The organism is Bacillus sp. BC05(2025) (assembly GCF_056725905.1).
This window is the reverse complement of sequence record NZ_JBWYRA010000001.1, coordinates 20,621-47,542: the sequence shown is the minus strand read 5'-3', so window position 1 is coordinate 47,542 and position 26,922 is coordinate 20,621. Positions and strand designations below refer to the sequence as shown.

Annotated in this window: 25 protein-coding genes; 5 read left to right on the top strand and 20 right to left on the bottom strand. The window is 32.8% G+C overall.

The window, feature by feature from the left end:
- Positions 1–128: 128 nt before the first annotated feature.
- Positions 129–1,058 (bottom strand): class A beta-lactamase Bla1, encoded by a 930-nt coding sequence (bla, locus tag ACZ76X_RS00235; RefSeq protein ID WP_479849848.1) that lies wholly within the window; start codon positions 1,056–1,058, stop codon positions 129–131.
- Between the two features lie 225 nt (positions 1,059–1,283).
- Positions 1,284–3,413 (bottom strand): peptidoglycan D,D-transpeptidase FtsI family protein, encoded by a 2,130-nt coding sequence (locus ACZ76X_RS00230; RefSeq protein ID WP_479849077.1) that lies wholly within the window; start codon positions 3,411–3,413, stop codon positions 1,284–1,286.
- A 484-nt stretch (positions 3,414–3,897) separates the two neighbouring features.
- On the opposite strand from ACZ76X_RS00230, the gene ACZ76X_RS00225 reads away from it, so the two are divergent.
- The gene (locus ACZ76X_RS00225; RefSeq protein ID WP_479849076.1) at positions 3,898–5,664 is read left to right on the top strand and encodes a peptidoglycan D,D-transpeptidase FtsI family protein; all 1,767 of its coding nucleotides are present in this window, start codon (positions 3,898–3,900) and stop codon (positions 5,662–5,664) included.
- Between the two features lie 11 nt (positions 5,665–5,675).
- Here ACZ76X_RS00225 and ACZ76X_RS00220 read toward each other — a convergent pair whose 3' ends face one another.
- The 4 genes from ACZ76X_RS00220 to ACZ76X_RS00205 form a co-directional block, all read right to left on the bottom strand.
- Complete coding sequence (locus ACZ76X_RS00220) at positions 5,676–6,503, bottom strand: SH3 domain-containing protein (RefSeq protein WP_479849075.1); 828 nt, start codon at positions 6,501–6,503, stop codon at positions 5,676–5,678.
- Positions 6,493–7,026: an RNA polymerase sigma factor gene (locus ACZ76X_RS00215; protein WP_479849074.1), complete on the bottom strand. Its 534-nt coding sequence runs from the start codon at positions 7,024–7,026 to the stop codon at positions 6,493–6,495. The genes ACZ76X_RS00220 and ACZ76X_RS00215 overlap by 11 nt, the downstream gene beginning before the upstream one ends.
- Positions 7,027–7,616: 590 nt before the next feature.
- Positions 7,617–8,210, bottom strand: coding sequence for an SGNH/GDSL hydrolase family protein (locus tag ACZ76X_RS00210; RefSeq protein ID WP_479849073.1), 594 nt, complete (start codon positions 8,208–8,210; stop codon positions 7,617–7,619).
- A gap of 325 nt (positions 8,211–8,535) precedes the next feature.
- Positions 8,536–9,192 carry a CatB-related O-acetyltransferase gene (locus ACZ76X_RS00205; RefSeq protein WP_479849072.1) on the bottom strand — a complete coding sequence of 219 codons (657 nt, stop codon included), beginning with the start codon at positions 9,190–9,192 and terminating at the stop codon, positions 8,536–8,538.
- Between the two features lie 452 nt (positions 9,193–9,644).
- Here ACZ76X_RS00205 and ACZ76X_RS00200 point away from each other — a divergent pair, with 452 nt between their 5' ends.
- Positions 9,645–10,115, top strand: coding sequence for a DUF5065 family protein (locus tag ACZ76X_RS00200; RefSeq protein WP_479849071.1), 471 nt, complete (start codon positions 9,645–9,647; stop codon positions 10,113–10,115).
- Positions 10,116–10,851: 736 nt separating this feature from the next.
- Here ACZ76X_RS00200 and pepD read toward each other — a convergent pair.
- A complete protein-coding gene (gene pepD, locus ACZ76X_RS00195) occupies positions 10,852–12,321 on the bottom strand; it encodes a beta-Ala-His dipeptidase (protein ID WP_479849070.1) in 1,470 nt (489 codons plus the stop codon).
- Positions 12,322–12,537: 216 nt separating this feature from the next.
- On the opposite strand from pepD, the gene ACZ76X_RS00190 reads away from it, so the two are divergent.
- The gene (locus tag ACZ76X_RS00190) at positions 12,538–12,927 is read left to right on the top strand and encodes a YxeA family protein (protein WP_098670769.1); all 390 of its coding nucleotides are present in this window, start codon (positions 12,538–12,540) and stop codon (positions 12,925–12,927) included.
- 18 nt (positions 12,928–12,945) lie between these two features.
- Here ACZ76X_RS00190 and spoIISB read toward each other — a convergent pair whose 3' ends face one another.
- The 5 genes from spoIISB to ACZ76X_RS00165 form a co-directional block, all read right to left on the bottom strand.
- The gene (gene spoIISB / locus ACZ76X_RS00185) at positions 12,946–13,122 is read right to left on the bottom strand and encodes a stage II sporulation protein SB (protein WP_000852620.1); all 177 of its coding nucleotides are present in this window, start codon (positions 13,120–13,122) and stop codon (positions 12,946–12,948) included.
- Positions 13,123–13,197: 75 nt separating this feature from the next.
- The gene (locus ACZ76X_RS00180; protein WP_000588712.1) at positions 13,198–13,323 is read right to left on the bottom strand and encodes a hypothetical protein; all 126 of its coding nucleotides are present in this window, start codon (positions 13,321–13,323) and stop codon (positions 13,198–13,200) included.
- A 112-nt stretch (positions 13,324–13,435) separates the two neighbouring features.
- Positions 13,436–14,173, bottom strand: a complete 738-nt coding sequence (locus tag ACZ76X_RS00175) for a type II toxin-antitoxin system SpoIISA family toxin (protein WP_479849847.1) — start codon at positions 14,171–14,173, stop codon at positions 13,436–13,438.
- 335 nt (positions 14,174–14,508) lie between these two features.
- Positions 14,509–15,246 (bottom strand): 2,3-diphosphoglycerate-dependent phosphoglycerate mutase, encoded by a 738-nt coding sequence (gene gpmA / locus ACZ76X_RS00170; RefSeq protein ID WP_479849069.1) that lies wholly within the window; start codon positions 15,244–15,246, stop codon positions 14,509–14,511.
- 163 nt (positions 15,247–15,409) lie between these two features.
- Entirely contained in the window at positions 15,410–15,895 is a 486-nt protein-coding gene (locus ACZ76X_RS00165) for a MarR family winged helix-turn-helix transcriptional regulator (protein WP_479849068.1), read from the bottom strand.
- Positions 15,896–16,002: 107 nt separating this feature from the next.
- Between ACZ76X_RS00165 and ACZ76X_RS00160 the strand changes: the two genes are divergently transcribed.
- Positions 16,003–17,688 (top strand): alpha-keto acid decarboxylase family protein, encoded by a 1,686-nt coding sequence (locus ACZ76X_RS00160; RefSeq protein WP_479849067.1) that lies wholly within the window; start codon positions 16,003–16,005, stop codon positions 17,686–17,688.
- A 48-nt stretch (positions 17,689–17,736) separates the two neighbouring features.
- Here the strand turns inward: ACZ76X_RS00160 and ACZ76X_RS00155 are convergent, their stop codons facing one another.
- The 8 genes from ACZ76X_RS00155 to ACZ76X_RS00120 form a co-directional block, all read right to left on the bottom strand.
- The gene (locus ACZ76X_RS00155) at positions 17,737–18,144 is read right to left on the bottom strand and encodes a VOC family protein (RefSeq protein ID WP_479849066.1); all 408 of its coding nucleotides are present in this window, start codon (positions 18,142–18,144) and stop codon (positions 17,737–17,739) included.
- Positions 18,145–18,264: 120 nt separating this feature from the next.
- Complete coding sequence (locus ACZ76X_RS00150) at positions 18,265–18,975, bottom strand: class I SAM-dependent methyltransferase (RefSeq protein ID WP_479849065.1); 711 nt, start codon at positions 18,973–18,975, stop codon at positions 18,265–18,267.
- 98 nt (positions 18,976–19,073) lie between these two features.
- The gene (locus ACZ76X_RS00145; RefSeq protein ID WP_479849064.1) at positions 19,074–19,835 is read right to left on the bottom strand and encodes an ABC transporter ATP-binding protein; all 762 of its coding nucleotides are present in this window, start codon (positions 19,833–19,835) and stop codon (positions 19,074–19,076) included.
- 10 nt (positions 19,836–19,845) lie between these two features.
- Positions 19,846–22,185: an ABC transporter permease gene (locus tag ACZ76X_RS00140; RefSeq protein WP_479849063.1), complete on the bottom strand. Its 2,340-nt coding sequence runs from the start codon at positions 22,183–22,185 to the stop codon at positions 19,846–19,848.
- A gap of 6 nt (positions 22,186–22,191) precedes the next feature.
- Positions 22,192–23,454 carry an MFS transporter gene (locus ACZ76X_RS00135; protein ID WP_479849846.1) on the bottom strand — a complete coding sequence of 421 codons (1,263 nt, stop codon included), beginning with the start codon at positions 23,452–23,454 and terminating at the stop codon, positions 22,192–22,194.
- A gap of 46 nt (positions 23,455–23,500) precedes the next feature.
- Positions 23,501–24,136 carry a TetR/AcrR family transcriptional regulator gene (locus ACZ76X_RS00130; RefSeq protein WP_479849062.1) on the bottom strand — a complete coding sequence of 212 codons (636 nt, stop codon included), beginning with the start codon at positions 24,134–24,136 and terminating at the stop codon, positions 23,501–23,503.
- Between the two features lie 252 nt (positions 24,137–24,388).
- Positions 24,389–25,741, bottom strand: a complete 1,353-nt coding sequence (locus tag ACZ76X_RS00125) for a DEAD/DEAH box helicase (RefSeq protein WP_479849061.1) — start codon at positions 25,739–25,741, stop codon at positions 24,389–24,391.
- A gap of 73 nt (positions 25,742–25,814) precedes the next feature.
- Positions 25,815–26,084, bottom strand: coding sequence for a hypothetical protein (locus ACZ76X_RS00120; RefSeq protein ID WP_479849060.1), 270 nt, complete (start codon positions 26,082–26,084; stop codon positions 25,815–25,817).
- Positions 26,085–26,140: 56 nt separating this feature from the next.
- On the opposite strand from ACZ76X_RS00120, the gene ACZ76X_RS00115 reads away from it, so the two are divergent.
- The gene (locus ACZ76X_RS00115; RefSeq protein ID WP_479849059.1) at positions 26,141–26,905 is read left to right on the top strand and encodes a hypothetical protein; all 765 of its coding nucleotides are present in this window, start codon (positions 26,141–26,143) and stop codon (positions 26,903–26,905) included.
- The last annotated feature ends 17 nt before the right edge of the window (positions 26,906–26,922 follow it).

The window sequence follows — 26,922 nt, the reverse complement described above, 5'->3', positions numbered from 1 at the left end:
TTACCTTTTTACATTATTCAAAAATAAATGCGTAATTAATTCGTTTTACGAAACTATAATTTATGTAATGTTCAATCATAGTTTCTTGTTTCACCTGATTGAACATTACATAAAGAATTAAGAGATTATTATCTAAGAGCCTTAACTATAACTTCAGCTGCCTCTGCAATAAGTTGATTATCATAGATAGCTTCTTTCTCATCTTTATTGGATAAAATTGCGACAATAATTGGTGCTCTATTTGGTGGCCAAACGATAGCAATATCATTTCGTGTTCCATAACTTCCCGCTCCTGATTTATCTCCAACTTCCCAGTCAGTTGGTACGCCCGCACGAATAAGTTTGTCTCCAGTTGCATTTCCTTTCATCCACTCTGTAAGAATATTACATTTATGATCTGGAAGCGCATTTCCGACTGTAAAAGCTTTAAGATTTGTAGCAATCGCTTTCGCTGTACTAGTGTCACGAATGTCTCCTGGAATTGCCTCGTTTAATTCTGTTTCAAAGCGATCAGACATAGTAACCCGATCAGACATCTGTCTAAGTGCTTTTTCATATCCTTTCGGTCCGCCTATTTTATGAAATAAAATGTTTCCCGCAGTATTATCACTGTAACGAACAGCAGCCTCTGCAATTTCTCCTAACGTCATTCCAGTATCTATATGTTTCTCTGTAATAGGTGAATAATCCACTAAGTCTTCTTTCGTATAAGTAATAACTTCATTTAATTTCTCAGTAGAGTTTTGCTGTAGTAATACCCCTGCCGCTATCGCCTTGTAGGTTGATGCGAAGGCAAATCTTTCGTTAGGTCGATAAGAGATTGTTTGATTTGTACCAGTATCAATAGCATACACACCTAATCGAGCATCGAATTTTTTCTCAAGTTGTGAGAATTCTTTATACGTCCCATGATTATTATGTTTAACTGGTACTGTCTTTTCTTTCGCTTCAACTTGGACCCCCCCTCCTGTAAAAGCATGTAGACTTGTAATACTTAAACCTAATATACCAACGCATATTCCTATCTTTAGCATCCTCTTGTTTTTCAAGATCATCATTCCTTTCAAGTTCTTAACACTTTTTTAATTACACATAATAGACAATCACCGAAACAAATTTGTTCCATAAGCTTTTAAAAATTTTTAGCTAGTATGAGAGTCATTAGCAAAATAAGAGATAGCCACAATGATCGTCGCTATCTCTTATTGCCAATCTCATTTTTCTTTTATAAAGACCTTTATATAAACAGTATCTCTTTCCATAAGAAAAGCGTATACGTTTTTCTAATTTTGATTCGGAACATCTGTATGAGTAGTTTCACCATGTATACGTTGCTGTTTTAAATCAAAATATACATCTAAAACTTCTTTTCCAATTATAGAATTAATTCCATTTTTATCGTTATGAAGCCACGGAACTACTACTGAAAATGCTACTTCTGGATTATCATAGGGCGCATATCCAACTAACGTTAAGTTGTAGCATTCCATACGTTCTCCTTTTGCATTTCTACCAATTGGATCATCTCCACCATATACAGTTTGAGCTGTCCCTGTCTTACCTGCTGGCTTATATGGAGCATTTTTGAAATGCTTCACCCCAGTTCCATCACCTTCTTGGAATACCCATCTAAATCCTTCTTTTATTCGATCAATATGCTCTGTCTTCATATCAATCCGATTTAATACGACAGGCTCTATAGAACGAATAACTTTGCCAACCTCTTCTTTTATTGATTGCTCTCGTATTTCTTGTACAATTTGAGGTTGCATTCTATAACCGCCATTAGCAATTGTTGAAATATATTGCGCTAATTGCAACGGCGTATACGTATCATACTGACCGATAGAAAAATCTAGTAAAAAACCAGGTTGGCTATCTACTTTTCTAGTTTGGCCAATTATTTCATTCGGTAAATCAATTCCTGTTGGCACGCCTAAGCCAAATTGCTTAAAATAATAGCGCATCGTATTAAATGCTTCTTGTTTTATATCCAATGAACCATTTGGTACGTAATTAACGCCCGCAATTTTTAAAGCTGTTTGGAACATGTATACATTCGAAGATACTTGTAGAGCTCGTAAATCATTAATATTACCAAATCCGGATACATTCCACGATTTCTTAGCTTGTGTACCTTTAAATTTCATCGGTGCATCATAAAATTGATCTCCTGGTTGTATTGCCCCTGTCTCATATCCAGTTAATAAAGTTGCACCTTTTACAGCTGACCCTAGTTCATACGAAGTTGTCATATTACCTAATGCCAAATCCTCGATTTCCAGTTTCCCTTCTTTTTCTACAATCCTTTTGCCTGCCATAGATAAAATCTGTCCGTTATTCGGATTTGTCATAACAACAAAAGCTCGGTCCAATAGTGGCTCTGAACTCTTAAAAGCTCTCAAATTTTTCTCTAAACTTTCTTCCACTTTCTTTTGTAATTCCATATCAATCGTTAATGTTAAACTATTACCACTTTTCCCTTTAGAAATTATTTCTGTGTTTATAATATTTCCTGATTTATCTGTAATATTTTTCACTTCTTCTTTTGTACCATGTAACACCTCTTCATATCGTTGTTCAATATAACTTTTCCCTACTCGATCATTACGGTTATATCCGCGTACTAAATAAGAATCTAAATTTTCTTTTGGCAGACCTTCTTCGCTACTCGTAATATTACCTAACACGGAACGAAATAAATCACCATTTACATAATTGCGCTCCCAATCAACTGTTGCATCTACCCCAGGAAACTCCGCAAGATTTTCACTGATTTGCGCATACTCTTGATTTGTTACATCTTTTTTTATAATTTGTGGTGTCAGTTGATAACCTGAGTTCATTTTACTTTTAATAGCTAACACCTTTAAATCTTGTGCTGTTAATTCTGCCAATTCTACTTCTGTAACGCGACTTCGTCTTAATTCTTCTATTTTTTTATCTAACTCTTTTCCCTCTATTCCCTTTTCTTTAAACTTTTCTATATCTTTTTTCGTAATCATTGCTTCCGCACGTTTCGTATTCAACTGCATCCAAAAATCTTTTTTATCGATATCTGTTAATTTGTTTATATCTTGTTCAGGCATTTCAAGTACTTTTGCCAAGTCTTTTGCAGTTTTCAAAATATCTTCACTAGTAATTCCCTTTGCCCTTGTATACGTAATCGTACGAAGAGATTTATTATTAACAACTGTTTTTCCTTCTCGATCTAGTATTTGTCCACGTGGAACTGGGATACTAGTTGTTGCATTTTGACTGTTTTCCACTTGATTCTTATAAGCCTCTCCCTCTACAATTTGCACTTTTCCTAGTTGAACAATAATAGCTGAGAATAGTAAAAATATGCAAAGAAACATTATATTTAATCGAATAGATATATATGTTTTCTTATTTCCTTTTTGCTTTTCCATAAATCCTCCATATATTTGCTTATATATTACGTAACGATGGCCGATTATAAAGTGAAACTTTAATCAGTAGGGGTTTTCTTCATCCCCCACTGATTATTAGCCCTCACCAATCGGACTTTAATGGGTAGCCCGACCCCCGCCTAACTTCTTTGCTTTCGCTGAATTTTGAGGTGGGGGTCGGGCTGCCCATTAAAGCGGGATAAATATCGTTTCGACTTTTTCACTAAACCATTGTAAGCATCCATTTCTTTTCGTTTTGCTACGTAATTCAAAACTCTCCTGTCTTGTTTTCTCTCTATTTTTTGTCGTTTGCATTAGAAATGCTACAATGTATAACGACTCATCTTAAAAGTAAAATTTCATACTATTTATTCCTTTCTTTATGCTGTAATACTTAATAGACAACCTAAATAATAAAGTTGTTCCACATTTACAAAAAAAATAATTAACTATAATATGGAATAAGCTAAAAAGGGAGGGTTTTATGTTACATACAAAAATAAAAAGATGGAGATTTATAGCGATTCTTTCTATTGTAGGGTTTATATTAATAATTTTGTTTAAAAGTCATTTCTTTTCAATTACTATCGAAACTTCTTCAGCCGAAAGAGGACAAATACTTGATCAAAATGGTGTAATACTAGCTGCAAATAAGAAAGTTAAGTCTCTATATTGTACTTTTAATGATGAAAAGATATCGAAACTAGATACAGCAAACACATTAGCTTTTTTCCATCAATTTTCAAGTGAGTTTCAACATGACATTTCTGCAAAAGATATAAAATTACACTTACAACAATCTTGTAAAAAGCAAACTATGAATGATATACCGTTATACTCTGACATAAATGAGAGTGAACTTACATTCGTAAATAAGAACAAACCCAATAATGTAATAATTAAAGATGAAGTGATTCGATATTATCCTAAACATGAAATTGGTTCACAAGTAATTGGTTATGTGAAAAATGAACTTAATTCAGAGCATATGCCTGTTGGAAAAAGCGGGGTTGAGCTGCAATATGAAAATGATTTAAAAGGAAAACCAGGTAAAACTCTTATTTTTAAAATAAATAACAAAAAGTTCTTATGGAATATTCAAAAAGTACAAAAAGGAAAAGATGTCCAATTAGCTTTAGACTCTAAGTTACAGCAAAAAACAGAGGAAGCATTAAAATCTCAAATTAAGAAAATAACTGATGTTAATGCTGGTTATGTTGTGGTAACCGATGTGAAAACCGGTGCAATTTTAACTATGGCCAACTCAGCAGTATTTGATCCAAATATATTACATACACATACATCACCTGAAAAAGAAAACATTAAATCACTTTCGCAAAATAAAGCAATTCAAAAATTAAAGTACGGTGAATCTTATGTAAATATGGCCTCTACTATAAAGCCACTTTCTATTTTAATTGGATTAAATGAAAAGCTCTTTCAACCTGAAGATACTTATTTAGATAAGGGTAGTTTTCAGTATGATAATCAAAATAACATTGTGAATGCACCTGGAACGCCAACTGGGGAGATTACACCGCGGCAGGCTATCATTAATTCATCTAACACATTTATGACAGCAAAAGTAGCACTACCTTTATTCAACGAAAATAATGGTAATATAGAAAAAGTAGCAAACATATGGACCGATTATTTAATGCAATTCGGTCTTCGTTCTAAAACAGGGATTGATTTACCATTTGAAGAAGACGGACAATATGAGCTTCATCCATCTAATAAATTTGAAAATGGAATATCAGCTTTATTAAATGCCTCTTGGGGAGGAAATGAAGTACACACTCCTCTTCAACTTGCTCAATATGCAGCAACTTTAGCTAGTAAAGGTGATAAATATAAACCTCACATCGCAAGTGCTATTATTGGTCCAAATGGTAAGGAAACAAAAAAGTTTAAACCCATTTTAGAAAGTTCAAATCATTATCCGATGAACTTTTGGAATGTTGTGCAAGGTGGAATGAGTCAAAATATAGAGGAGATTAAAAAGCTGCCTTTTGACGTCGCAGGTAAAACAGGAATTACAGGGTTTCCGAATGAGCAAGCAAGAATGATCAATCATTCTCTTTTCATTGCATATGCTCCTACCAAAGATCCACAAATTGCCGTTTCTGTCGTTATTCCTGGTAGTAATTCAGAAAAAAACATCGCTGCTCTCGTAACATCAGAAATTCTAGAGTCTTGGAATACACTTCAAAAAGAGAATAACAACAAAGAGGAAGGTTCATTAAAGTGAACCTTCCTCTTTTACCATATAGAATCAATATTCGTTATTTTCCATTTACCTTCACGATCCTTTTCGAACATGAAAGAATATTTAATATCAGTTAAAACATACTCTTTTTGTACATATCCAGTATTACCGTTTATTGTAGATACTTTTATATATCCATCATTCTGCACTTTTTCCGGAATCCAAGCTTTTACCATTTCATTAGATACTTCATATAAAACTCGCGATTCTCGTTTTGGTTCAGCTAAAATTTTTGTTTTATTTCCAGTAACAGTTGCATATATAAAATGTGCTTGCTTTGGTTCGTTACTTTCTGTCAATCCACTTGGTACTTTGTATGCTTGCTTTGTATCATTTGTAAATTCTCCCCCCATTGTAAGGGCAACTTGCAACTCATGAAAAATATCTTCATCAAACTTCAATTCGTCCTTCTTATAACTATTCCCTTTAAATAAAACTTCATCATTTAACGCTCTATTCAAGTCGTTTTCATTTTTTGCATTTGTACTTTGATATAAATCATTCATAAATTGTCTTAATGTTGGATCTTGAGCAGACTCATCTTTCGTTTTAGGCTTAATTTGAGTGCTGCTTTGGACCGGTGATTTATTATCATCAAGCCAAGGTTGTTGAACAATAACAAATAACATTGTACAAACGAAAACAACTACAATAGGCAGCGCTTTTTTACGAAACGGTCTTTTATGTTTTACAAAATCCGCTTCTTTATTTTCATATATAGACTGCTTTATTTTAAAAATAAACTCTTCTTCATCTTTACGCTTCTCCATTGGACCTTTTTTTAATTTACTATACCAGTCGGGATTTTGTTTATTGTTCATCACTACTACCCTCCCCAATTAATTTTGAAACCTTACTTCTCGCTCGGCTTAATCTAGATTTTACAGTTCCAATAGATACTCCTAGTGTTTCAGCCATTTCTTCATAAGATAATTCATATTTCGCGTCTAAAATTATTATTTCACGGTGTTTTTTAGGTAGTTTTAATACAACATCCCACACTTCATTCATTTCCTCTTGATTAAAAAATTCTTTTTCTGCCGATGGTGATTGTTTATCATCACTAAAAAATCCTACTAAAGATATCCTTTTAAAATAGGAGGATTTCAAATAGTTTATTGCCGTATTTCTTGTAATTCTTAATATCCACGTTTTAATAGATGACTCCTTTCGAAATGAATTCCAGTTTTTAAATACCTTTATAAATACATCTTGCGTGATATCATCGGATAAGTGTGGATCTTTCGTAATAATAAATGAATAATTCCATACATCTTGCCAATAATCGTTTATAACATAGTCAAGCTCATCATGATTACATTCTTCAATAAACTTCTGTTCCATATCCACACCTCGAACTTATTTGAATAAACATAAAACTACCCTCGCTTTTATTATGGTTTCAATATATAGACAAGATACAAGTTGTATTTGTTCCATTGTCTATCTTTTTTTAATTAAAAAATCCTACTAAAAATGTAAAAGTGTGCAATTACTTTCATAAAATAATCAGCTATATATTCTCTCACATGACAGGCTCTAAAAAAGCAAGTAATGCATACAATGTTAAAAATACACTCATAAAAATCTGATTATTATTTGTGCATTTCACGCAATATTCTACTTGTATTACCTTTTTTTCTTAGAGCACACTTATTTGTGTGCTCTATTTATGTTTTACTACATAACTGTTTTGTTAAAGTTTTAAATTACCCTCACTTGTCCATTTCAATTTATTTACCTCTTCTATTTACTACTAACGATGGTAACCTTTCAAAAATGAAAATAAAAAGGAGATATCAATTTTCTACAGACACAACAAAAAAGCATTCTGGATTAGGAAGAATGCTTTTTTGTTGTACTTAATTTATACATTTTATTTTGAATCAAAACCCCTGCGCTGTATGGGACAGGGGATCCATTCGTTCTAAAGCTTATTTAGAAGAATCACGTACAGGTATACTACTATAAATCACTTCAGCAACTTTCACATATCCTTTTGAGTTTGGATGAATTAAATCCTTAGACCAAACCGTATTATCATTAACTAAATGATGATTCCAAAAGTCAACATGATGAAGCTTGTACTCTCTACTCAGTGAAAGTATAACTTCGTTTGCCTCTAATAATTGTTCTTTTACTACTTGCTTTTTTTTAGATGATAAAGGAAGCCTAATTGTAAAATCTGGAAGGTTCCCTATAATAATATCAGCATCTGCTTTACTTAATGTATCTATCATAAATTCCATATCGTTCTTATATTCTTGATGATTCCAGCGTCCTTTTAATACATCATTTGCACCTGCAATTAGACTAATTAAATCTGGACTAAAAGTTAACGCTTTTTCCAATTGCTGTGACCGAATTTCTTTAGTTACTAACCCACGCTTTGCAAAATTAGTATATTCTATATCAAATGCACACAGTTGAACAAAATGATCTACCCAGCTTTTTAATGTAATTCCCTCAACTTCATCCCCTATGCCCTCGGTAAAACTATCACCAATCGCTACAAATCGCTTCCACATATGTAATCCCCCTTTTTGTTGTTCATATCTACACTATATAATAGTTCATAGCGTATATCTATTTTCATTGGAATTTAATTGAATAATGAATCTCATTTCATCCTGTGTAACTTTATTAAACTATCCTTGTACTAGGTTACTTTAAATTAAAAAATCAAAATAAACGCCATTCTTTTTTCATACTAGCAATTGCTAATGATTCATCTGTATTTTTTTCATATAAAATCTTTCCGGAATTTAGATGAATTTTCCTTAGTCTAGACTATTAATTTTTTATAATAAAAAACTACATCCTATATAGAATGTAGTTTTTTCACAGATTTATCTATTTTTTTACTTCTTTTTTATAAAAATCATATAATAGTTTAATAGATGAGCTAGATAATATAGGCATTGCCTTCTCAACTAATTCTCTATTCCAATCAAACCAACGCATTTCCATCAGCATATTCATTTCTGTATCAGTGAACCGCTTCTTTATTTCCTTAGCAGGATTTCCACCAACTATTGTATACGGCGGAACATCTTTACTTACGACAGTTCCTGCTGCAACGATTGCACCTTCACCAATTGTAACGCCAGGCATTATTATAGCATTCATTCCAATCCAAGCATCACTTTTAATGACTGTATCACCCTTCGGTTCATATGAATGTGCAATTTGCTCAGCGAATGGATATACTGTAATCCATTCTGAGTGATGATTATGATTACCACCCATTAAAATGACCACTCCACTGGCAATACAAACATAATTCCCAATAATGAGTTTATCAAGATGCCATCCCATTTGTTCAATTGGATTGAAAAGTGCTCGGGACTTAGCATCCCCCCACAAATACCTTACACAGCCATCTTCAAAATTTTGGTGACCATAATAGCCTGAATAATAGGAGTACTCTCCTACCTCAATGAGTGGATTTGTAACTATATCTTTTAAATACTTCGTTTCTGACCAATGATTATATAATGGATGCTTCATAACTTTATTCCTCGCTTCTAAGTATTGTAGATCTTTATAATTCACTTAGAAGCTTAATACGACTGCTACATTTTTTAGCTTTCTCAAACGACGAATCATTATATTCAAGCCTTTCTGTTATAATAAAAAAATCATAACGTGTTAAATTACATAAGTCAAATTGCAACATGATGTACTGAAACTTAAAGTGTGAATTGAAATTTAAACATTAAAACAATCGAGTTTTAATTCACAAATTCCAATTACATATGATAAAGATTTCTTAACTATACATCTAACTTCTTTCCTGTATTAGCCATAACGTCCCCGATATAATCTTATTACATTTTAATTTGTCTGATAAATCAATAAATGTTAATATGATTATAGAAGATATTATCATCCATTAGATTTCACAGCTAGTTTTTCACAAAACGATTTCTGAATCCTTAAGTAAATAGGAGGTTTAGAACATGAAACTTTTAAGGCAATCAACAATTATTGGTGCATTGACTGTTGGAGGATTTTTATTTTCGAATACAATTGGTACGCTCCCACCTGTGTCTGCTGAATCGCAACTTACACAAGAAGAATCACGATTTTCAGATAATTGGCGTTGGCAAAGCTATTTTTTATTACATCATAATGCAGATTTTATAGAAGAGTTAGCAGTTGGTGACTTAAAACATGGAGATACATTCGATGTTACTATATATACTGGTGGTAAAGATACTGGTATTGTAAAAATATATCAATTGAGTGGGAATGAAAATGATGAAATAAACTTGCATAGATATAAAACCATTTATGACTCGGGTTTGAAACATAATTATGGTAGATTTGTAACGCCTATTACTAAGGCCTATAATCCTGGAACATATGTAGCTGTTATGAAACTTGGAGAAAATTATTATTATGGAGGCAGTTTTAAAATCTCAAAATAATTAAATCTCATCAAAAAATATTGGATACTATTTTTATTGAACAAAAACCATTTTAAAAGCTCCTCTATCTTATATAAGATAGAGGAGCTTTTGGTTTATTTGCCCTTTTTAAGATATAAAAAATCTTACTTTCTTTATAAATTATATTTTTTATTCAACAACTGTTTTCACCTAATTAAGTTCTACAATCTAATATGCAATATTGCATATTCTATATGTTAACTTTTTGAACATGCGATAATTTAGCTATAAAAATATTTTAAATTAATACTGAAAGGAGAATATTACATGTCTTTCTATTCTTGGTCTCCTCTTATTTTCTTAATAGTTGTTGCAATTAGCATTTCTATTCAAAAGACTAAGAAACGATAATTGATTATTTGGAGGTGTAAAAATGTCATTTGCAGCATGGAGTGCAATTTTTATGACTTTAATCGGAGCAATTTCTGGAGCGGTCTTTGGTACGATCTCCTCTAGAAATAAAGTGAAACTTTAATCAGTGGGGGTTTTCTTCATCCCCCACTGATTATTAGCTGAACCAATCGGACTTTTATGGGCAGTTGATCCCCCGCCTAACTTCTTTGCTTTCGCTGCATTTTGAGGTGGGGGTCTTACTGCCCATTAAAGCGGGATAAAACCAAGAATTAAATAATGACGTAAAAATGAATATCTAATAAAACGCTATACAAAAAAGTAGCCTATAAAGTTTTATAGGCTACTTTTCATTTCATTACTATTATTTAGCTAATTCTTTCGTACCCTTCATTACATCAACGAAGAAGCCCCAGTTATTCACAACAGAAGAAATACTAATATGTTCATCTGGAGTGTGAACATTAAATATATCTGGACCGAATGAAATTGCATCTAATTCAGGCATCTTTTGAACGAATACACTACATTCGATTCCTGCATGTACAGCAAAGATTTCAACATCTTTATTGTATTTTTCTTGATGCACTTTTTCAAACAAATTACGAATTTGTGAATTCGGATTGTATGGCCATTCTGGATACTCTGACTCGATTTCAAATGTTGCACCAACTAACTCGGCGATACATTTAATCTCATCTGCAACATGTTGTTTTAAACTACTTACAGAACTTCTCACTTCGTTACGTAATTTAATTTCATTTTGTAACGTTTCAATAACGCCTAAATTTGTTGAACTTTCTACAAGACCTTTAATATCCATGCTCATACTTTGAATGCCGTTTGGAATTAAGAATAATGATGAAATAAGTTGCTTTTGTGTCTCTTTAGCAAATACTTTTTCTACTTTCTCATCCAATTTTGTAAGTGTAACGTGAACATCTGGATCAACAGCACGCATTTCTTCTTGTAATACTCTCGTCCAAGATTCTAGTTTTTCTTCTACTTTCTCTACATCTTCTGTACGTAATACAACTGTAGCTACACTTTCACGCGGAATTGCATTTGTTTTTAATCCGCCGTGAACTTCACTTATATCAAATTGAATATTTGCTGATAAATCGCGTAATACTCGTCCTAATACTTTGTTCGCATTACCGCGTTGTTTATCAATTTCCATACCAGAATGTCCGCCTTTTAAACCACCAACATATAGACGGTATGCATCCGTATTCGCTGACGCTTCATCCCAAATCACTGGAATTGTTTCAACAGCTTTCGCACCACCTGCGCTACTTACAAGTAATTTATGATCTTCTTCAGAATCAATATTTATAAAAATCTTACCGTCAAAGTGATTTGCATCAACAGCAAAAGCCCCGCCCATTGTTGTTTCTTCTTCAGTAGTAATAACTACTTCAAGTGCTGGATGCGGAATGTCTTTCGAATCTAATAAAGCCATCGCATACGCCACTGCAATACCATTATCAGCGCCTAAAGTCGTTTGATTTGCATATAACATGTCCCCAATGATTCGTAATTCAATTGGATCTTTTTCAAAATCATGTACGGTTGCTTGATTTTTTTCACATACCATATCCATATGACCTTGAATGATAATAGCTGGTACATTTTCATAACCAGCAGTTGCTTCTTTTTTAATAATGACATTCATTGCTTCATCTTGAATCACTTCTAAGTTACGCTCTTTTGCAAAGCCAACTAAATAATCACTAATTTCCTTTTCATTACCTGATCCTCTAGGAATCTTTGAAATTTCTGCAAAATGATAAAATACAGGGTGCTTTGTTAATTGTTCTAAAGTAGAATACATTTTTAAGCTCCTCTCAAAATGACAAAATAATATGTAAGTCTTTTATCATTATACCATGATTCATTATTTTACCTTTCTTTTAACTTTTTAATATATTGTTCATTTTATGGACAACACTCTTACAACACTGTAAGGGTGTTGTAATCTAAATCGATTTTTCTCATTTCATAATAGCCGTATACTGTGTAAAGAAACAAATTGAAGGAGATAAAGAAAATGAAAAGGTTTTTAGTGATTATTACACTATGTTTATTATTTTCTAGTTTTACTATTGGATGTGAAAGAGCATCACTAAATCGAATTGGTAAAGATGTATATTACGTACAGATACAAGGCGAAGGAACTATCGAAAAAGTTGAAGGTAAAAACTTAAGAAATTACACACTGCCCGCTTATGACGAAGATGGAGTAAAAAAACAAATTACATTTAGAAGTAAGAAAGCATCAAACGAACATAAATTAAATGAAAATGCATTTTTATGTCTTTATGTAGATCAAGATGATAAGAGCAAAAATGAAATATCATCAATTGAAGTGAAGTCATATGAAGAGGTTCAGGAAGCTGATTTACCTGCAAAAGTAAAAGAAAAGTTAAATGCTAAATAAAAAACAAAAGAAAATGCTCTATGCATTTTCTTTTGTTTTTTTCACTCGTATATATTTTGAACTGCTATTATTCATCAGTTTCTCTAAACGATTTATATTTTCCGTTAACGCACCTTTCACAAGAGAGAAATCTGTATTTGGTTCTTCTTTTTTTTCTTTAAAAAATGAAGACTTTTGTACATTTACTTCAGCCATCTCTTCTCCCCCTTTTCAAAAAGATACAATCTTCTATTTATATTATATCGCAAATGTAGACAGCATGTACAAGGATCATTTTCTTTTTAATTCTTCTTCTAGTTCTTCTACTTGCTGTAATGTATCTCCTTTTATTAACGAGAAATCCGTTGTATCTTCATTATCTTCTTTAAAAAAATCATTGTCATAATCTTTTATCACTACAATCACCTCTACGTGCTAGTGTAGGGATGATTGTCCGATTTTATACAAGTTTGTCTAAATTTACTTTGTCTTTATGTATAAGTGAAAAGGACAGAAAAAAACTCTGTCCTTATTTACTAAAATAACTATGATGTATTGTTAAATTATATACATTTTCAAAATCCCGATCTTGCAGATTATTTTTCTTCCCATCAATAACAATGAAAACATCACTCACTATTTTTGCTGGTATAATTCCGACATTTTCTACTTGCACCGCTTTCTGCTCATTCAATTGCTCAATGTGTTCAAACGGAACGATAATACTAAATTGCGAACGGATACCGCGAAAGTTCGTATTTAATTCCTTTGCCGCTTCAAATACAACAATCTTCGCCCCAATCTTTTCCCCATATGAATCTAAAAATGCGTTTAAACTTTTTGTATATTCTTCTTCCGTATGCCATTCCATCGTACCAAATACTACTGGATTGACATTTTGAATAATTGTTGTGTATATTTCTCCTCTTGCTTTAGAAGCAATTAATGACCGTTTTATCGATTGAACAGTCTTGCCGATATCGCTAAATTTCGCTCCCCATATTTCTGAAATATTAGGTGTTAAAATAAAGGCAATATCAACGAAAATAACCATTGCAGTGAACATTAAAAGATTTTTCCAGAGGGTTAAATCAATTCCTTTTATCATGAAATACACGGTGACTGATACTATAAACAACCCATACCAAGTCTTTCTAATTCGTTGCTTCTTCTCCTCGTACAACTCTTCATTTCTCCAGTAAAAGAAAATAAGTACTAGAAGAACGATTGCTAAAATAAATAAGCCGATTCGAATGTTAGAGATCACCAATGACATCACCCTCCATTCAAAAACTACTCACGATATCATTACATGCACAAGCAGCTCTCTTTATGACTAAAGACGTGGACAAGCTTCTAAATTTAGCAATATCGCATATACATTAGAAGGTACCACGTCTTTTATCCCGCTATTTGCGACCAGTAAGATCCCCACCTCAACATTCTGCACAAGCGAAGAAGATAGGTGGGTGATTAACTGCTCATAAAAGCCCGATTAGTGAGGGCTGATAGTCAGTGGGACGAACAAAACCCCCACTAAGTTTCACTTTACCTTGAGTCTACATTGTATATGTAGACAAGCATGCGTTTCAAATTTTCATGTTAAAAAGAAATATGTTTCGGAATTTCCCCTTCTGGTACTTCTCCGTCCATACTTAAATAATAATGACGAATTGGACGTAAATCATCGTCTAATTCATAAACGAGCGGAATGCTTGTTGGAATATTTAATGAAACAACACCATCACTTGAAAGGTTATCTAAGTATTTCACTAGCGAACGAATTGTATTACCGTGCGATGAAATTATCACCTTTTCACCACTTTTTAATGATGGCGCAATTTCTGAATGCCAATAATTAAGTACTCTTTTCTCCGTATCCACTAAACATTCAGTCAATGGAAACTCACCTTTTTTAAGTGCTTTATATCTTGGATCATTCATTTCATATCTAGGATCATCTTCAGTAAGAGCAGGTGGTCTTACATCAATACTTCTTCTCCAAATATGAACTTGCTCCTCACCATATTTTTTCGCTGTTTCATCTTTATTTAACCCTTGCAATGCACCGTAATGTCTTTCATTTAGCTTCCAAGATTTATGTACTGGGACCCAGGCAAGATCCATCTCATGAAGTACAATCCATAACGTCCGGATTGCTCTTTTTAATACAGATGTATAAGCGACATCAAAAGTATAGCCATTTTTCTTTAATATCGCTCCTGCTTCTCTCGCTTCACTTAATCCATTCTCTGATAAATCTACATCTGTCCATCCTGTAAAGCGATTTTCAAGATTCCATAAACTTTGTCCGTGACGAATAAGTACAAGTTTTATCATAATAATTCCCCTCTCGGAAATGTGAATTTTATTGTTTCATTGCGTACACGTATAAAGTATCTAGTAATGTATCATTTTATCCATTCACTCTATGATTAAACCATAGTTGCCAAATGTATGGATAAAATTTGTTCTTTTTCAAACTATAAAACAGATATATTTCTTATTTTGTTTGATCGATTGTAACTTCTCGCTTCGACATCCAGGCATCAAAACCTGATCGGCTATTTGCCATTTCATTCATAACTTGATGCCAATTTTCTTCACACGATTCACCAAATTTTGAAAAAATAGCACCCATTTGTTGTCTTTGTACATCGCTCAATTTTTTCTCTAATTCGGTACCTTTTTTTGTTAATGATAACTGTTTCACACGACGGTCATGTGTAGCTTCATTACTCTCAATTAAACCCTTTTCCACAAGTTGTCGTAATGGTCCGTGAAGAGCTTGTTTACTTATTTCTAATAGTGATAATAACTCATTTACACTTATCCCTGGAAAGCGTGCGATAAAAAATAAAATTCGGTGATGTACTCGTTGTATGCCATATTCTTTTATGATTTCATCTGGCTTTTCAGTAAAAGTTTTATATGCAAAGTAAAATAATGCTAATGCTTCATTCATCTGTTCTTCTTTATGTTGTGTCATCTACTTTCCCCCTGTATGTAAATTATACCACAATCCAGTAATCAATATTTTAATGAACGCATTGGAACTTCTTTCGTCAATTGAAATATTCATTGCACAATTAGGAGATGATTCATTTGAAAACGCAATATACTGTAAGTACATATTTATTAGACCGACTAAGCGAATTAGGAATCGAGCATATTTTTGGTGTCCCTGGTGATTATAATTTGGCTTTTTTAGATGATGTAGTAGCACATGAAAAGTTAGAGTGGGTTGGCAATTGTAATGAATTAAATGCGGCATATGCTGCTGATGGATACGCTCGTATAAAAGGAATCGCTGCTCTTATTACCACTTTCGGTGTGGGAGAATTAAGCGCCATTAACGGTGTTGCTGGCTCATACGCAGAAAACGTACCTGTTATAAAAATCACGGGGACACCACCAACGACAGTAATGGAAAATGGAGCACTCGTTCATCATACGTTAGGTGATGGAAAGTTCGATCATTTTTCAATTATGTATAGAGAAATCACGGTGGCACAAACAAATTTAACACCTGAGCATGCCGCTGAAGAAATTGACCGTGTGTTACGTGCATGTTGGCGTGAGAAACGTCCTGTTCATATTCAATTACCGATTGATGTGTATAATAAACCAATTAATAAACCTACGGAACCCATTTTACATAAACCAGTTGTAAGTAATAAAGATGCGCTGGATAAAATGCTTCTACATGCGACTTCAAAAATAAACAGTGCCAAAAACCCTGTTATTTTAGCTGATTTTGAAGTGGCTCGTTTTCATGCGGAAGTATATTTGCATCAATTCGTAGAAAAAACAGGGTTTCCTATCGCAACGTTAAGTATGGGGAAAGGAATATTCCCTGAAAAACACCCTCAATTTATAGGAATTTATACTGGTGATGTTAGTTCCCCCTACTTACGAAAAAGAATTGATGAATCTGACTGTATTATTAATATTGGCGTGAAATTAACTGATACTATTACTGGTGGCTTTACACAAGGTTTTACGAAAGAGCAAGTAATAGAAATCCATCCCTATACTGTGAAAATTATAGATAAAACATATGGGCCCGTTGTAATGAAAGATGTTTTAGAACAGTTAAGCGATTTAATTAAACATCGCAGAGAGGAAAAACTTGAAATTAAGCCCTTTATTTCAGAATCACTATCGATTACTGAAGAGTTTAATCCAAAATCACAAATGGTTACACAAAAACGTTTTTGGCAACAAATATACCATTTCTTACAAGAAAACGATGTTTTAATTACAGAGCAAGGAACACCTTTCTTCGGTAGTGCTACTATCCCTTTACCAAATAGCACAACATATGTAGCGCAACCTTTATGGGGATCGATTGGCTATACATTACCTGCTCTACTCGGTACACAGCTTGCTGATTTATCGCGGCGGAACATATTAATAATTGGTGATGGTTCTTTCCAATTAACTGTTCAAGAGTTATCGACTATACTTCGTCAAAATTTAAAACCGATTATATTTTTAATTAATAACAATGGATACACTGTTGAACGTGCAATTCACGGCCAAAACGAACCGTATAATGACATACAAATGTGGGATTACACAAAACTAGCAAACGTATTCGGATCAAAAGAAAAAAGTCTAACTTGTAAAGCGGAAAATGAAATAGAGTTAGCAGAAGTCTTAACGGATATAACTTTAAATAAGAATCAACTTATCTTTATTGAAGTTGTAATGAGTCAAGGAGATCAGCCTGCATTGTTAGCTAAACTCGGTGAAAGATTCGGCAAGCAAAATTCTTAATAAGAAAAGCGTAGCTATAAATGGACTACGCTTTTTCTTATTAAACTTTTATTCCGCAAGCGTTAACTGCCAAGACACACCATACTTATCATTTAACCAGCCAAATTTTTTACTAAATGGATAGGAACCTAACGGCATTAGTACAGATCCATCCTGCGCTAACTTATGAAAGACCGCTTCAATTTCTTCTTCTGTCTCACAAGTTACATAAAGAGACATAGATGGTGTAAATGTAAAACCATGCTTTACATAACTATCAATGCACATGAATTCTTGACCATTTAGTGTAAAAGTTGCATGAATGACAGAACCCTCTTTACCTGGTCCATTTTCATCGTATCGAGAGATATTTACAATTTCTGATCGATCAAATAGCGACGTGTAAAAATTCATCGCCTCCTCAGCTTTACCTTCGAACATTAAAAACGTAGTGATTTTTTGATTTGTAGTACTCATATTGAGGCATCCCCTTGTTATGTATTTATGAAAAACATACACCGGCAAGTAAAAACCGAACATATATTCCCGTAAATATATTGTCTATAAAAAAGATGAGTTTGTCAATTAAATACTTTTTTATTTCTTCTTAAATAATGCTGTCCAAAGAAATGATTCTCCAAACATAGTATTTGGTTGGTCAATTTGCTTCATCTTTCTAATCTCGATCACCTTAAACTCGTCAAATATTTCTCTTAATTTTCCTTCTGAATATGCAAGGCCACCTTGTAAACTCCACCCTCTATATACGTCCCAATCCGTTATTTCTGATCCATTTCGCTCATCTAAATCACCTGCTGCAAAACATGTTAATCCGAAATAACCACCTGGTTTCAATGAGTTTTTAATTAAATTCACATAATGTATTCTCCTATGCGGTGGAATATGATGTAAACAGCCCGAATCGTACACAAAATCAAAATTATTTTGACACTCTAGATTAAAAATCGAATTACAAATAAAATCAATTTCTATTCCTTTTGCTATAGCCCTCTCTTTCGCCCAATTAATGCCCTCTATCGATAGATCCACTGCTGTTACTTCAAATCCTTCATTCGCCAAATAAATTGCATTTCTTCCTGGACCACATCCAAGCTCCAGCACTTTCCCTTTGGAAATCCATCCTGTTTCTATATATGAAACTAGATTCTCATCTGGAACATTTTCAAAAAACGGAACATCTTTTTCTCTATTTGCATAAAATTCATTCCAAAATGGTTCTGCCGGTCTTAATAATGAATCAAGCATTTTAATAATATCTTCTTCCGTGTGCAACGTTTCATTTTTCATTTGTACCCCTCCATTTTTAAATAATCAGAAAATTATTATATATCTTTTAGAGCTTTCGTACAACGAAAAAACTCCTACATTCAATAGGAGTTTTTCCTTTAAAATCCAAGTATAGCTAACCAGTTTAACAACTTCTCTTCTCGCACTTTTAAATCATCATTCCTAAGCTTCCCTAACTGTATTTCACTAACAATTTCTCCATCAGCCATAAAGAGCACTCTTTCTGTTTTCGCTGCTACCTTTACATCATGAGTGACTAACATAATAGTCGTTCCATCACGGTTAATATTTAATAAAATTTGCATTACCTCTTCTGTTGATTTTAAATTTAGAGCACCCGTTGGTTCATCAGCAAAAATAATATTTGGATTATTGATGAGCGCTCTACAAATAGAAACTCTTTGCAATTGCCCTCCAGATGCTTCAGTTATATAATGAGACGCTATATCACTAATCCCCATTTTCCTCATTAGCTCCAGAGCACGTTGATCTATTATTTTCTTACTCTCACATTTTGCTACATATGCTGACAGGATGATATTATCAAATAGGTTCAAGTTTCTAAGAAGGTTGCTCTGCTGAAAAATAAATCCTATTTCAGTAAGACTCAATTTTGCTAACGCCTCTTCCTTCATACAAGATATTTCTTTACTACCAATTTTCACACTTCCTGATGACATTTGATCCATTCCACTAATATTATATAGTAACGTCGATTTCCCAGAACCGGAAGGCCCCATAACTGATACAAATTCCCCCTCATAAATCTCTAAATCTATATTTTTTAGTACATGATAATTTTCATTTTCATCTATTGAATATGTTTTGTTTAATTGCTTTACTTCTAAAATTTTTTTCACGTTACAATCCCTACTCCCCATTTCGTTTTAAATCGTTTGTTTGCTTCGTAGTAAAACTGCTAAAAAGTGTTGTCGTTATCACAGATATAAATAATATAGCTGGACATATTACATAAGAAACGATAGGATTCACGTCAAACTTTATATGAGTTGCTCCCATAAATGATCCGAACCAGCTTACTAACATTTCCCCAAACGTAGCAGCTAGTAATGTCCCTGTTACAATACCTAATAATACGATGACAATAGAACGGGTTACATACTGTATACGAATATCTTTGTAAGAAAAGCCGATATTTTTCATAATTACTATTTGCGAAGAATCTTTTGCCAATAACATTTTAAAAAACATCGCGGTAATTAAAACTGATATCAATATAGCAACTAAAATAGCCAATTGCGTCACGAGTCTTAATTGTTTAATTGTTTCTCCTAAAGTTTGTGTTAAATAATCATCCATATCTGTTATTTTCGCGGAATGAAAATTATATTTATACTCCTTCACTTTTTCTTGTAAATTCACAGTAGGCTTCATATCTACATTTACTACATACCATAATATATTTTCACTATTATAAGAGAAGTTCGCTTTTGCTGTTTTCCCGCCATTCGTTACATCTTGATATATCCCACTAATAGTTAGTGCCTTTTCTTTTCCTTCTACAAATAAAACGATCTTATCCCCTACACTCTTTTTTAATTCATTTGCGTTCATATAAGAAAGGGCAATTTTATTTTCATTATCGGGTGCCATACCTTGAATATAATCTAATGGAAACTGAGTGAAGTCTCCTACTTCTACATGTAAGTTTTCATGTGTACCATCAGCATTCACCATTTTAAATGTACTCGTTACAAATGCTGCATATTTTTCTACTTCTTTATCATTTCGTATATATGAAATGACGTCCTTAAATCGTTTCTCTATATTTTCAGATTGCTGTAAATCTATTCGAATGTCACTTTTACCTGTTCCCATATAATTTACAAACTTCGGTGACTGAATCGTATACAAAAAATTAACAGGTACAACAATCATGAAGACGGCTATGATTAAAACGATACTTAATACGCGATATAACTTAAATCGTTTTACTATATCTTGTATACCAATAAATATATTTACATTTGTAATTTTAGTTTGACAGAACGAAAAAGACCTTTTCCCCTTCCTCTTTCCTAGATTATCTCTTGATTGTAAAGCATCTATTGTTGTAATTATCCTGAAATTCCGCAAAATGATACGACAAAATAGAATAACAGTTAGAAATAACAAAATTGTAACTATTAATGGTACAACAAAATGTAAAATACTTGTACTCGCTGTCCCCATATAAAGTGAGATATTAGCGTTGAAAATTTTTGTAACAAATAATGAAAGAATATATCCACATATACAACCGCTAGCAGCAATAACAACATATTTTGTTACATATAATTTTTGAATCTCTTTACTTGTAATACCGATAGCTTTCATTACACCAATTTCCTGATAATCTTCTTCCATAGATGTTATAATTGTAAATCTAATACATAAACTTGCGATTAACATTAATAATGCACTTATTATGATTAGTACCGCAGCTATTATTCCATCTGTTAATGAATTGAGTGTTTTAAAAAGTGAATACGTAATAGAAGGACCTTTTTGAGGTAAGTTCGATGATTGGTATAGAGTTTCAAATTCATTTATTTTATTTACATCTGTTAGCTGGAATTCAATAATATATTCGCTTTCTCCAAAATCCCACTTTATTCTTTCGAAATCTTCATCACTTATTACAAATCGTTTTGAACTAACGATTGAGGGATTCATTTGAACATCACGAACAAATTCTGATATAGTAAATGCTAGTTCATTATTATTTTTAACAAGCCATATTTTATCTCCAATACGCAAATTATGTTTTTGCATATAATAAATTGGTACACCTATTTCCCCTTTCCTAACGTCGATCACTTCATTATTTAAATTTAATAAAAAGTCAAATTTACTATTTTGTTTAACAAAGCTAATATCCATTACACTATTATGTTCCGCCTCATTTTTCTTCTTTATAAAAATGTTAGACCCGCCAATTTGAACCATCTCAGCCGTTTGCTGTTTTTTTACAATAGGATTTTCCGCTACAAATGAATCAATTGACTTTTGACTTATTTCTCCGGCATGCATTTGTACAAAGTGCGGTGCGTTTGATACTTTAAACAATTGATCCATTGAGTTCAATAAATTAATAACGTTACTTGAAGCACTAGCCATTAAAAGACTTGATAACATGATAAACATAAATAAAATGGTAATTATTATTTTATTTTGAGAGAAATCTCTTTTTAGCATTCTCCTAATCATATGAAGCTAGTTCCCTTCATTCCATAATATTTTCTTCGTCACGATTGCTATTATTATCATTATGAAACTAATAGCGAATATAGGTAAATAAATTTTCATACTGAATCCTTCAAACATATAACCATAAATAACTTGCCCGATTGGTGCCATACATTGAGATACCGCTGTTATAATTGCCATTACTTTTCCTAAGTTTTCATTTGGTGTTTTCTTTTGGACTACAGTAATGACATAGATGGATACAATTGTCATGATTATTGCAATTAGAATTGAAGAGAGGATAAAGAGGATAAATGGTGGATAGTGTCCTAAATTAAGAATAAATGGCGTAACTGATAGTGCCATAGGTATTACTAATAAAGCTATTAAAAGCATCCAATAATACAATGTTTTCATCTGTATCTTTTTCGCAAAATAACCTATAGATAACGCACCTAATATAGTAGCAAAATCTATTAATCCCATTCCAATTCCGTATAACGTGTCGCTACTTTCCATCGTTACTCGTATAATAATTGGAGCACCAACTACAAATAGCGGTGTCAGTATTAAATTTAGTAATGCGGCTAAAAGCATAGATTTCAAAATAAATGGTTGTTTTAAAACATATATAAAACCTTCTTTCATATCCTTGACAATTGTCGGTATAATATGTCTTTCTTGCACTCTTTTTATAAAAGGTATCGTAATAAACATTTCTAAAATCGCAGATAAAAAGAAAGCAAGACAGCTCATTATAACGAGCATTTTCAAACCAATTATGCCGTACAATATTCCTCCTAATACAGGAGCAACTATATTAGATAATGCCTGCACACCATTTACGATACCATTTGCTTGTTCTAACTTTTCCTCTGGAACTAATTGCGGAATACTCGCCATTACAACTGGTGAGTACATTGCACTAATGACTGCTAGTAAAAACATAATTGTCCCAATCAATATAATAGATACCGATCCAGAAAATAATAAAACTATAAAGCTTAATACAATCGCAGCGTTAATAAAATCAAAAATGACCATTACATTACGGCGATTGAAACGATCTGCTATCGCTCCGCCAAGGGGAGCTAACAAAAACGGAATACTCGTTACCGCATATAGTCCTGCGAATATATCAGCACGCCCTGTTATATCTAGCACATATAATGACAGAGCAAAACGTAAAAGTGTTGAACCTAAAATAGTAATAATTTGCCCACTCACCATTAAGTGAAAATCTTTCATTGAAGATTTTATACTTGCTGGCATCTTCATCACACCCTTCATTTGAATTTTGACCGACTGCCGGTCTGTAATAATCAAACAGAAATCATCATTTCTGTTTAGTTAAAACCTCCAGCATATAATCAAAAGATCCTTCTTTCGCTCCAACAGATGCTTCCATCATTTTTATATAAGCTTTCGCTCTTCTCATCATTTCTTCCGGCTTCCACTGGAATAAACCTTCATCAAATATGACTTGTGCTGAAGAGAGTAATAATTCAATCGTTTCTTGTGGGTATGGTGTAGAAAAAACACCTTCATCGATTCCTTGTTCTAAAATCTCTGCTAAAACAGGAGATAAATGAATAATGGATTGCACTATGCTTTTTTGATGCATTTCCGCATTATTTGGCTGATGAAATTGTTCAATCATTTTATCTTTAACATCTCCTGATTTTGGCGATTGCTCCAACAAAACTCGAAATAACTTTTCTAAAACGGGGATATTTGGGTTAGAGACGATTACTTTCGCTTTAGCAACATCTTCTTTAATGATCCTCATAATGATCTCATCCATTACTTCTTCTTTCGACTTAAAATAGTGATAAAACGTCCCCTTTGCTATTCCTATCTCTTTTAAAATGTCATTTACTGTTGTTTTCGTATAACCTTTCGTAATAAATAAACGTTCAGCCGTTTCTAAAATTTCCTTTCTACGCTCCTCATACTCCTTTACAACTCGCATTCATGTTCTCCTTCCCATCAGACCGACTGTCGGTCTATTTAAATTATATGTTTAGTTAGTAAAAAGTTTCCTGTTATTGTACATATACAACACACTACTTTTTATTTCCTTTATAAATTTTCTAATTTTTAATAAGGTAAATGAAATTTTAAAGGGTGTTTAAATGCAATCATCCCTGTACTTATATCGATTTCGTTGTGTACAAACAAAAAAGAGCCGCAATAATATGCGACTCTTTTCAATAATAACTATTTAACGGCCACGTCTTTGTTGACCTTGTTTTGTACTACCTTTTTTATTACTTGGCTTGTTAAATGATCGGTTGCTCTCATTTCTCGAACTATTTCTTGGACCACCTTTTGAACCATCTCTTGAACGACTTCTTGATCCTTCACGGCTATCTCTTTGACGATTCGGACCTGATTTCTTTGGAGCCGGCTTTGGTACCGGTTTTCCATTTTCATCTACACGTCTTATCTTCGGTTGTTCGATTATTTCTCTTTGCAATGGTGCACCAAGCGTTTTTTCAATTTCTTCTAAATGTTTTTCATCTTTCGCTGCAACAAACGTAATTGCAAGACCTGATCCGCCTGCACGTCCTGTTCGGCCAATGCGGTGAATATAACTTTCTACATCCTCAGGGATATCAAAGTTAAATACGTGCGTTACACCATCTACATCAAGTCCACGAGCTGCTACATCAGTCGCAATTAAGTACTGAATTTTCGCTTCGCGGAAACTCTTCATAACTCTCTCACGTTTCGCTTGAGGTATATCACCATGAAGTTCAGCACAATTATAACCTAGTCCTTTTAAATTATCATAAAGCTTACTTGCTCTAACCTTTGTACGACAGAAAATAACTGCTAAAAATGGCTGATCACGATCCATAACAAAACGAAGTGCATCTGGCTTTGCGCGATCTGTCGTCTCAATGACACGCTGTTCAATTGTATTTACCGTTACTTCTTCACTTTGTACTTGAACCATTTGCGGTTCATCCATATAACGCTTCGCCAATTTTTTAATATCTTTTGGCATCGTTGCTGAGAATAACATCGTTTGTTTACTACCAGGTGTCTCATCTAAAATATCTTCAATATCATATAAGAAACCGAAATAAAGCATTTGATCCGCTTCATCTAGTACAATCGTTGAAAGATTACTTAAATCAATTGTTTCACGACGTATATGATCTAATAAGCGTCCTGGTGTCGCTACAACAATATGTGTATTGCCTTTTAATTTTCTCAATTGCTGTGCTACATCTTGCCCGCCATAAATCGCTAGTACATTAATATCTTCTCTTTGAACAAGCATTTTTTTAATTTCAGTCGTAATTTGCAGCGCTAGTTCCCTTGTTGGTGCAACAATTAAAGCCTGAACATCACTACACTCTGGATCGATTTTTTCTAAAATCGGTAACACGAATGCTAGCGTTTTACCCGTACCTGTTTTTGCCTGCCCAATAATATCTTTACCAGACAGTATAACAGGAATTGCCTGCTCTTGAATCGGTGTTGCTTCTGTAATTCCATTTTCACGTAATGTATGATTAAAAGTTTCACTAATTCCTAATTCTAAAAAATTTTTCAAATAGACCACTTCTTTTCCTTATTTTTCACATTAGCTTTCATTGTACCATTTGTTTCCCTAAATATGAAAAATAAAAAAATTTTTATCTTCTTTTTTTATATTCATTATGTACTAGTTGGACAAATTCTATTTGTTTTTTCTCTGATTTTATTAATGCTTCCATGTTGGTAGAAGACAAAATGAACTTTTTAATTTTTCTATTACTCCAAATTAGTCTTGTATACTTTGTATCTTCATGTAGCCTTCGAAACCATTCAAATTCACTTAACTTTGCAATATGATGTTTTAATTTCATGTCATTTCGAGGATAAAATGTAATTATAGCCATTATTACATCAAGCAATAAACTCATCTTCTCCCCTCCTATACATATATATTTCAAATTTACGGAAGCATAGTTAAAGGGTGATGAAATTGACCACTACATGCATAAAGATTTTTTGTGTATTTTTCTTACTATATTTTCAATCCAACTCAATTATTATGGCGAAATCTCAAACAAATGTGATAAGTGACTTCAAACAAGCTTTACTCAAGAATGATAAAAAATTAATGAGGTCATATGTAACAGAAGGGGTTGAACTACCTACTTTCCAAACAAATAAACAAATTCATGAAATTAAAATAGTACCATCTCCAAAAGAAGATACCACAATACTTATTTCTTATTCCAAAGATACTGATGATGGATTTACTATCGGTTACATTTTAGAAATAGTAACAAAGAATAATAAAATATCTCGGATTAATCAAATTTATGATGGAACCAATCCCCTTATGAAAGAAGCTACTATTGTAAAAGAATATGAAATGAAGTGTAAGGAACATATACTTACTCCTACAAAATTTCCGTTCGAAATTCACGAATTTCAAGGGTACATCTATAACGAGTACTTACACCTCCTATACTACAATGAAGATATTAATGGGATTTTTAAAATCACTGTTTCACCAGTTCAAAACAAATTAGGCTTCTATGTACTTAGGGGAGATAAGTTCTACACCTTAAAAAATAATATAAAAGCATTATATAATCCTCATTTTGATTCAGCATATGAGCTTATCTTTCAGCAGAATGGTTTTCAATATACAATTGCAATTGGTAACAAACGCTATATAAAAGGAAAATATAACGTAAAAGATTTAATTCAAATTGCAGAATCAATGAATTAAAAAAAACGAACTTTTCG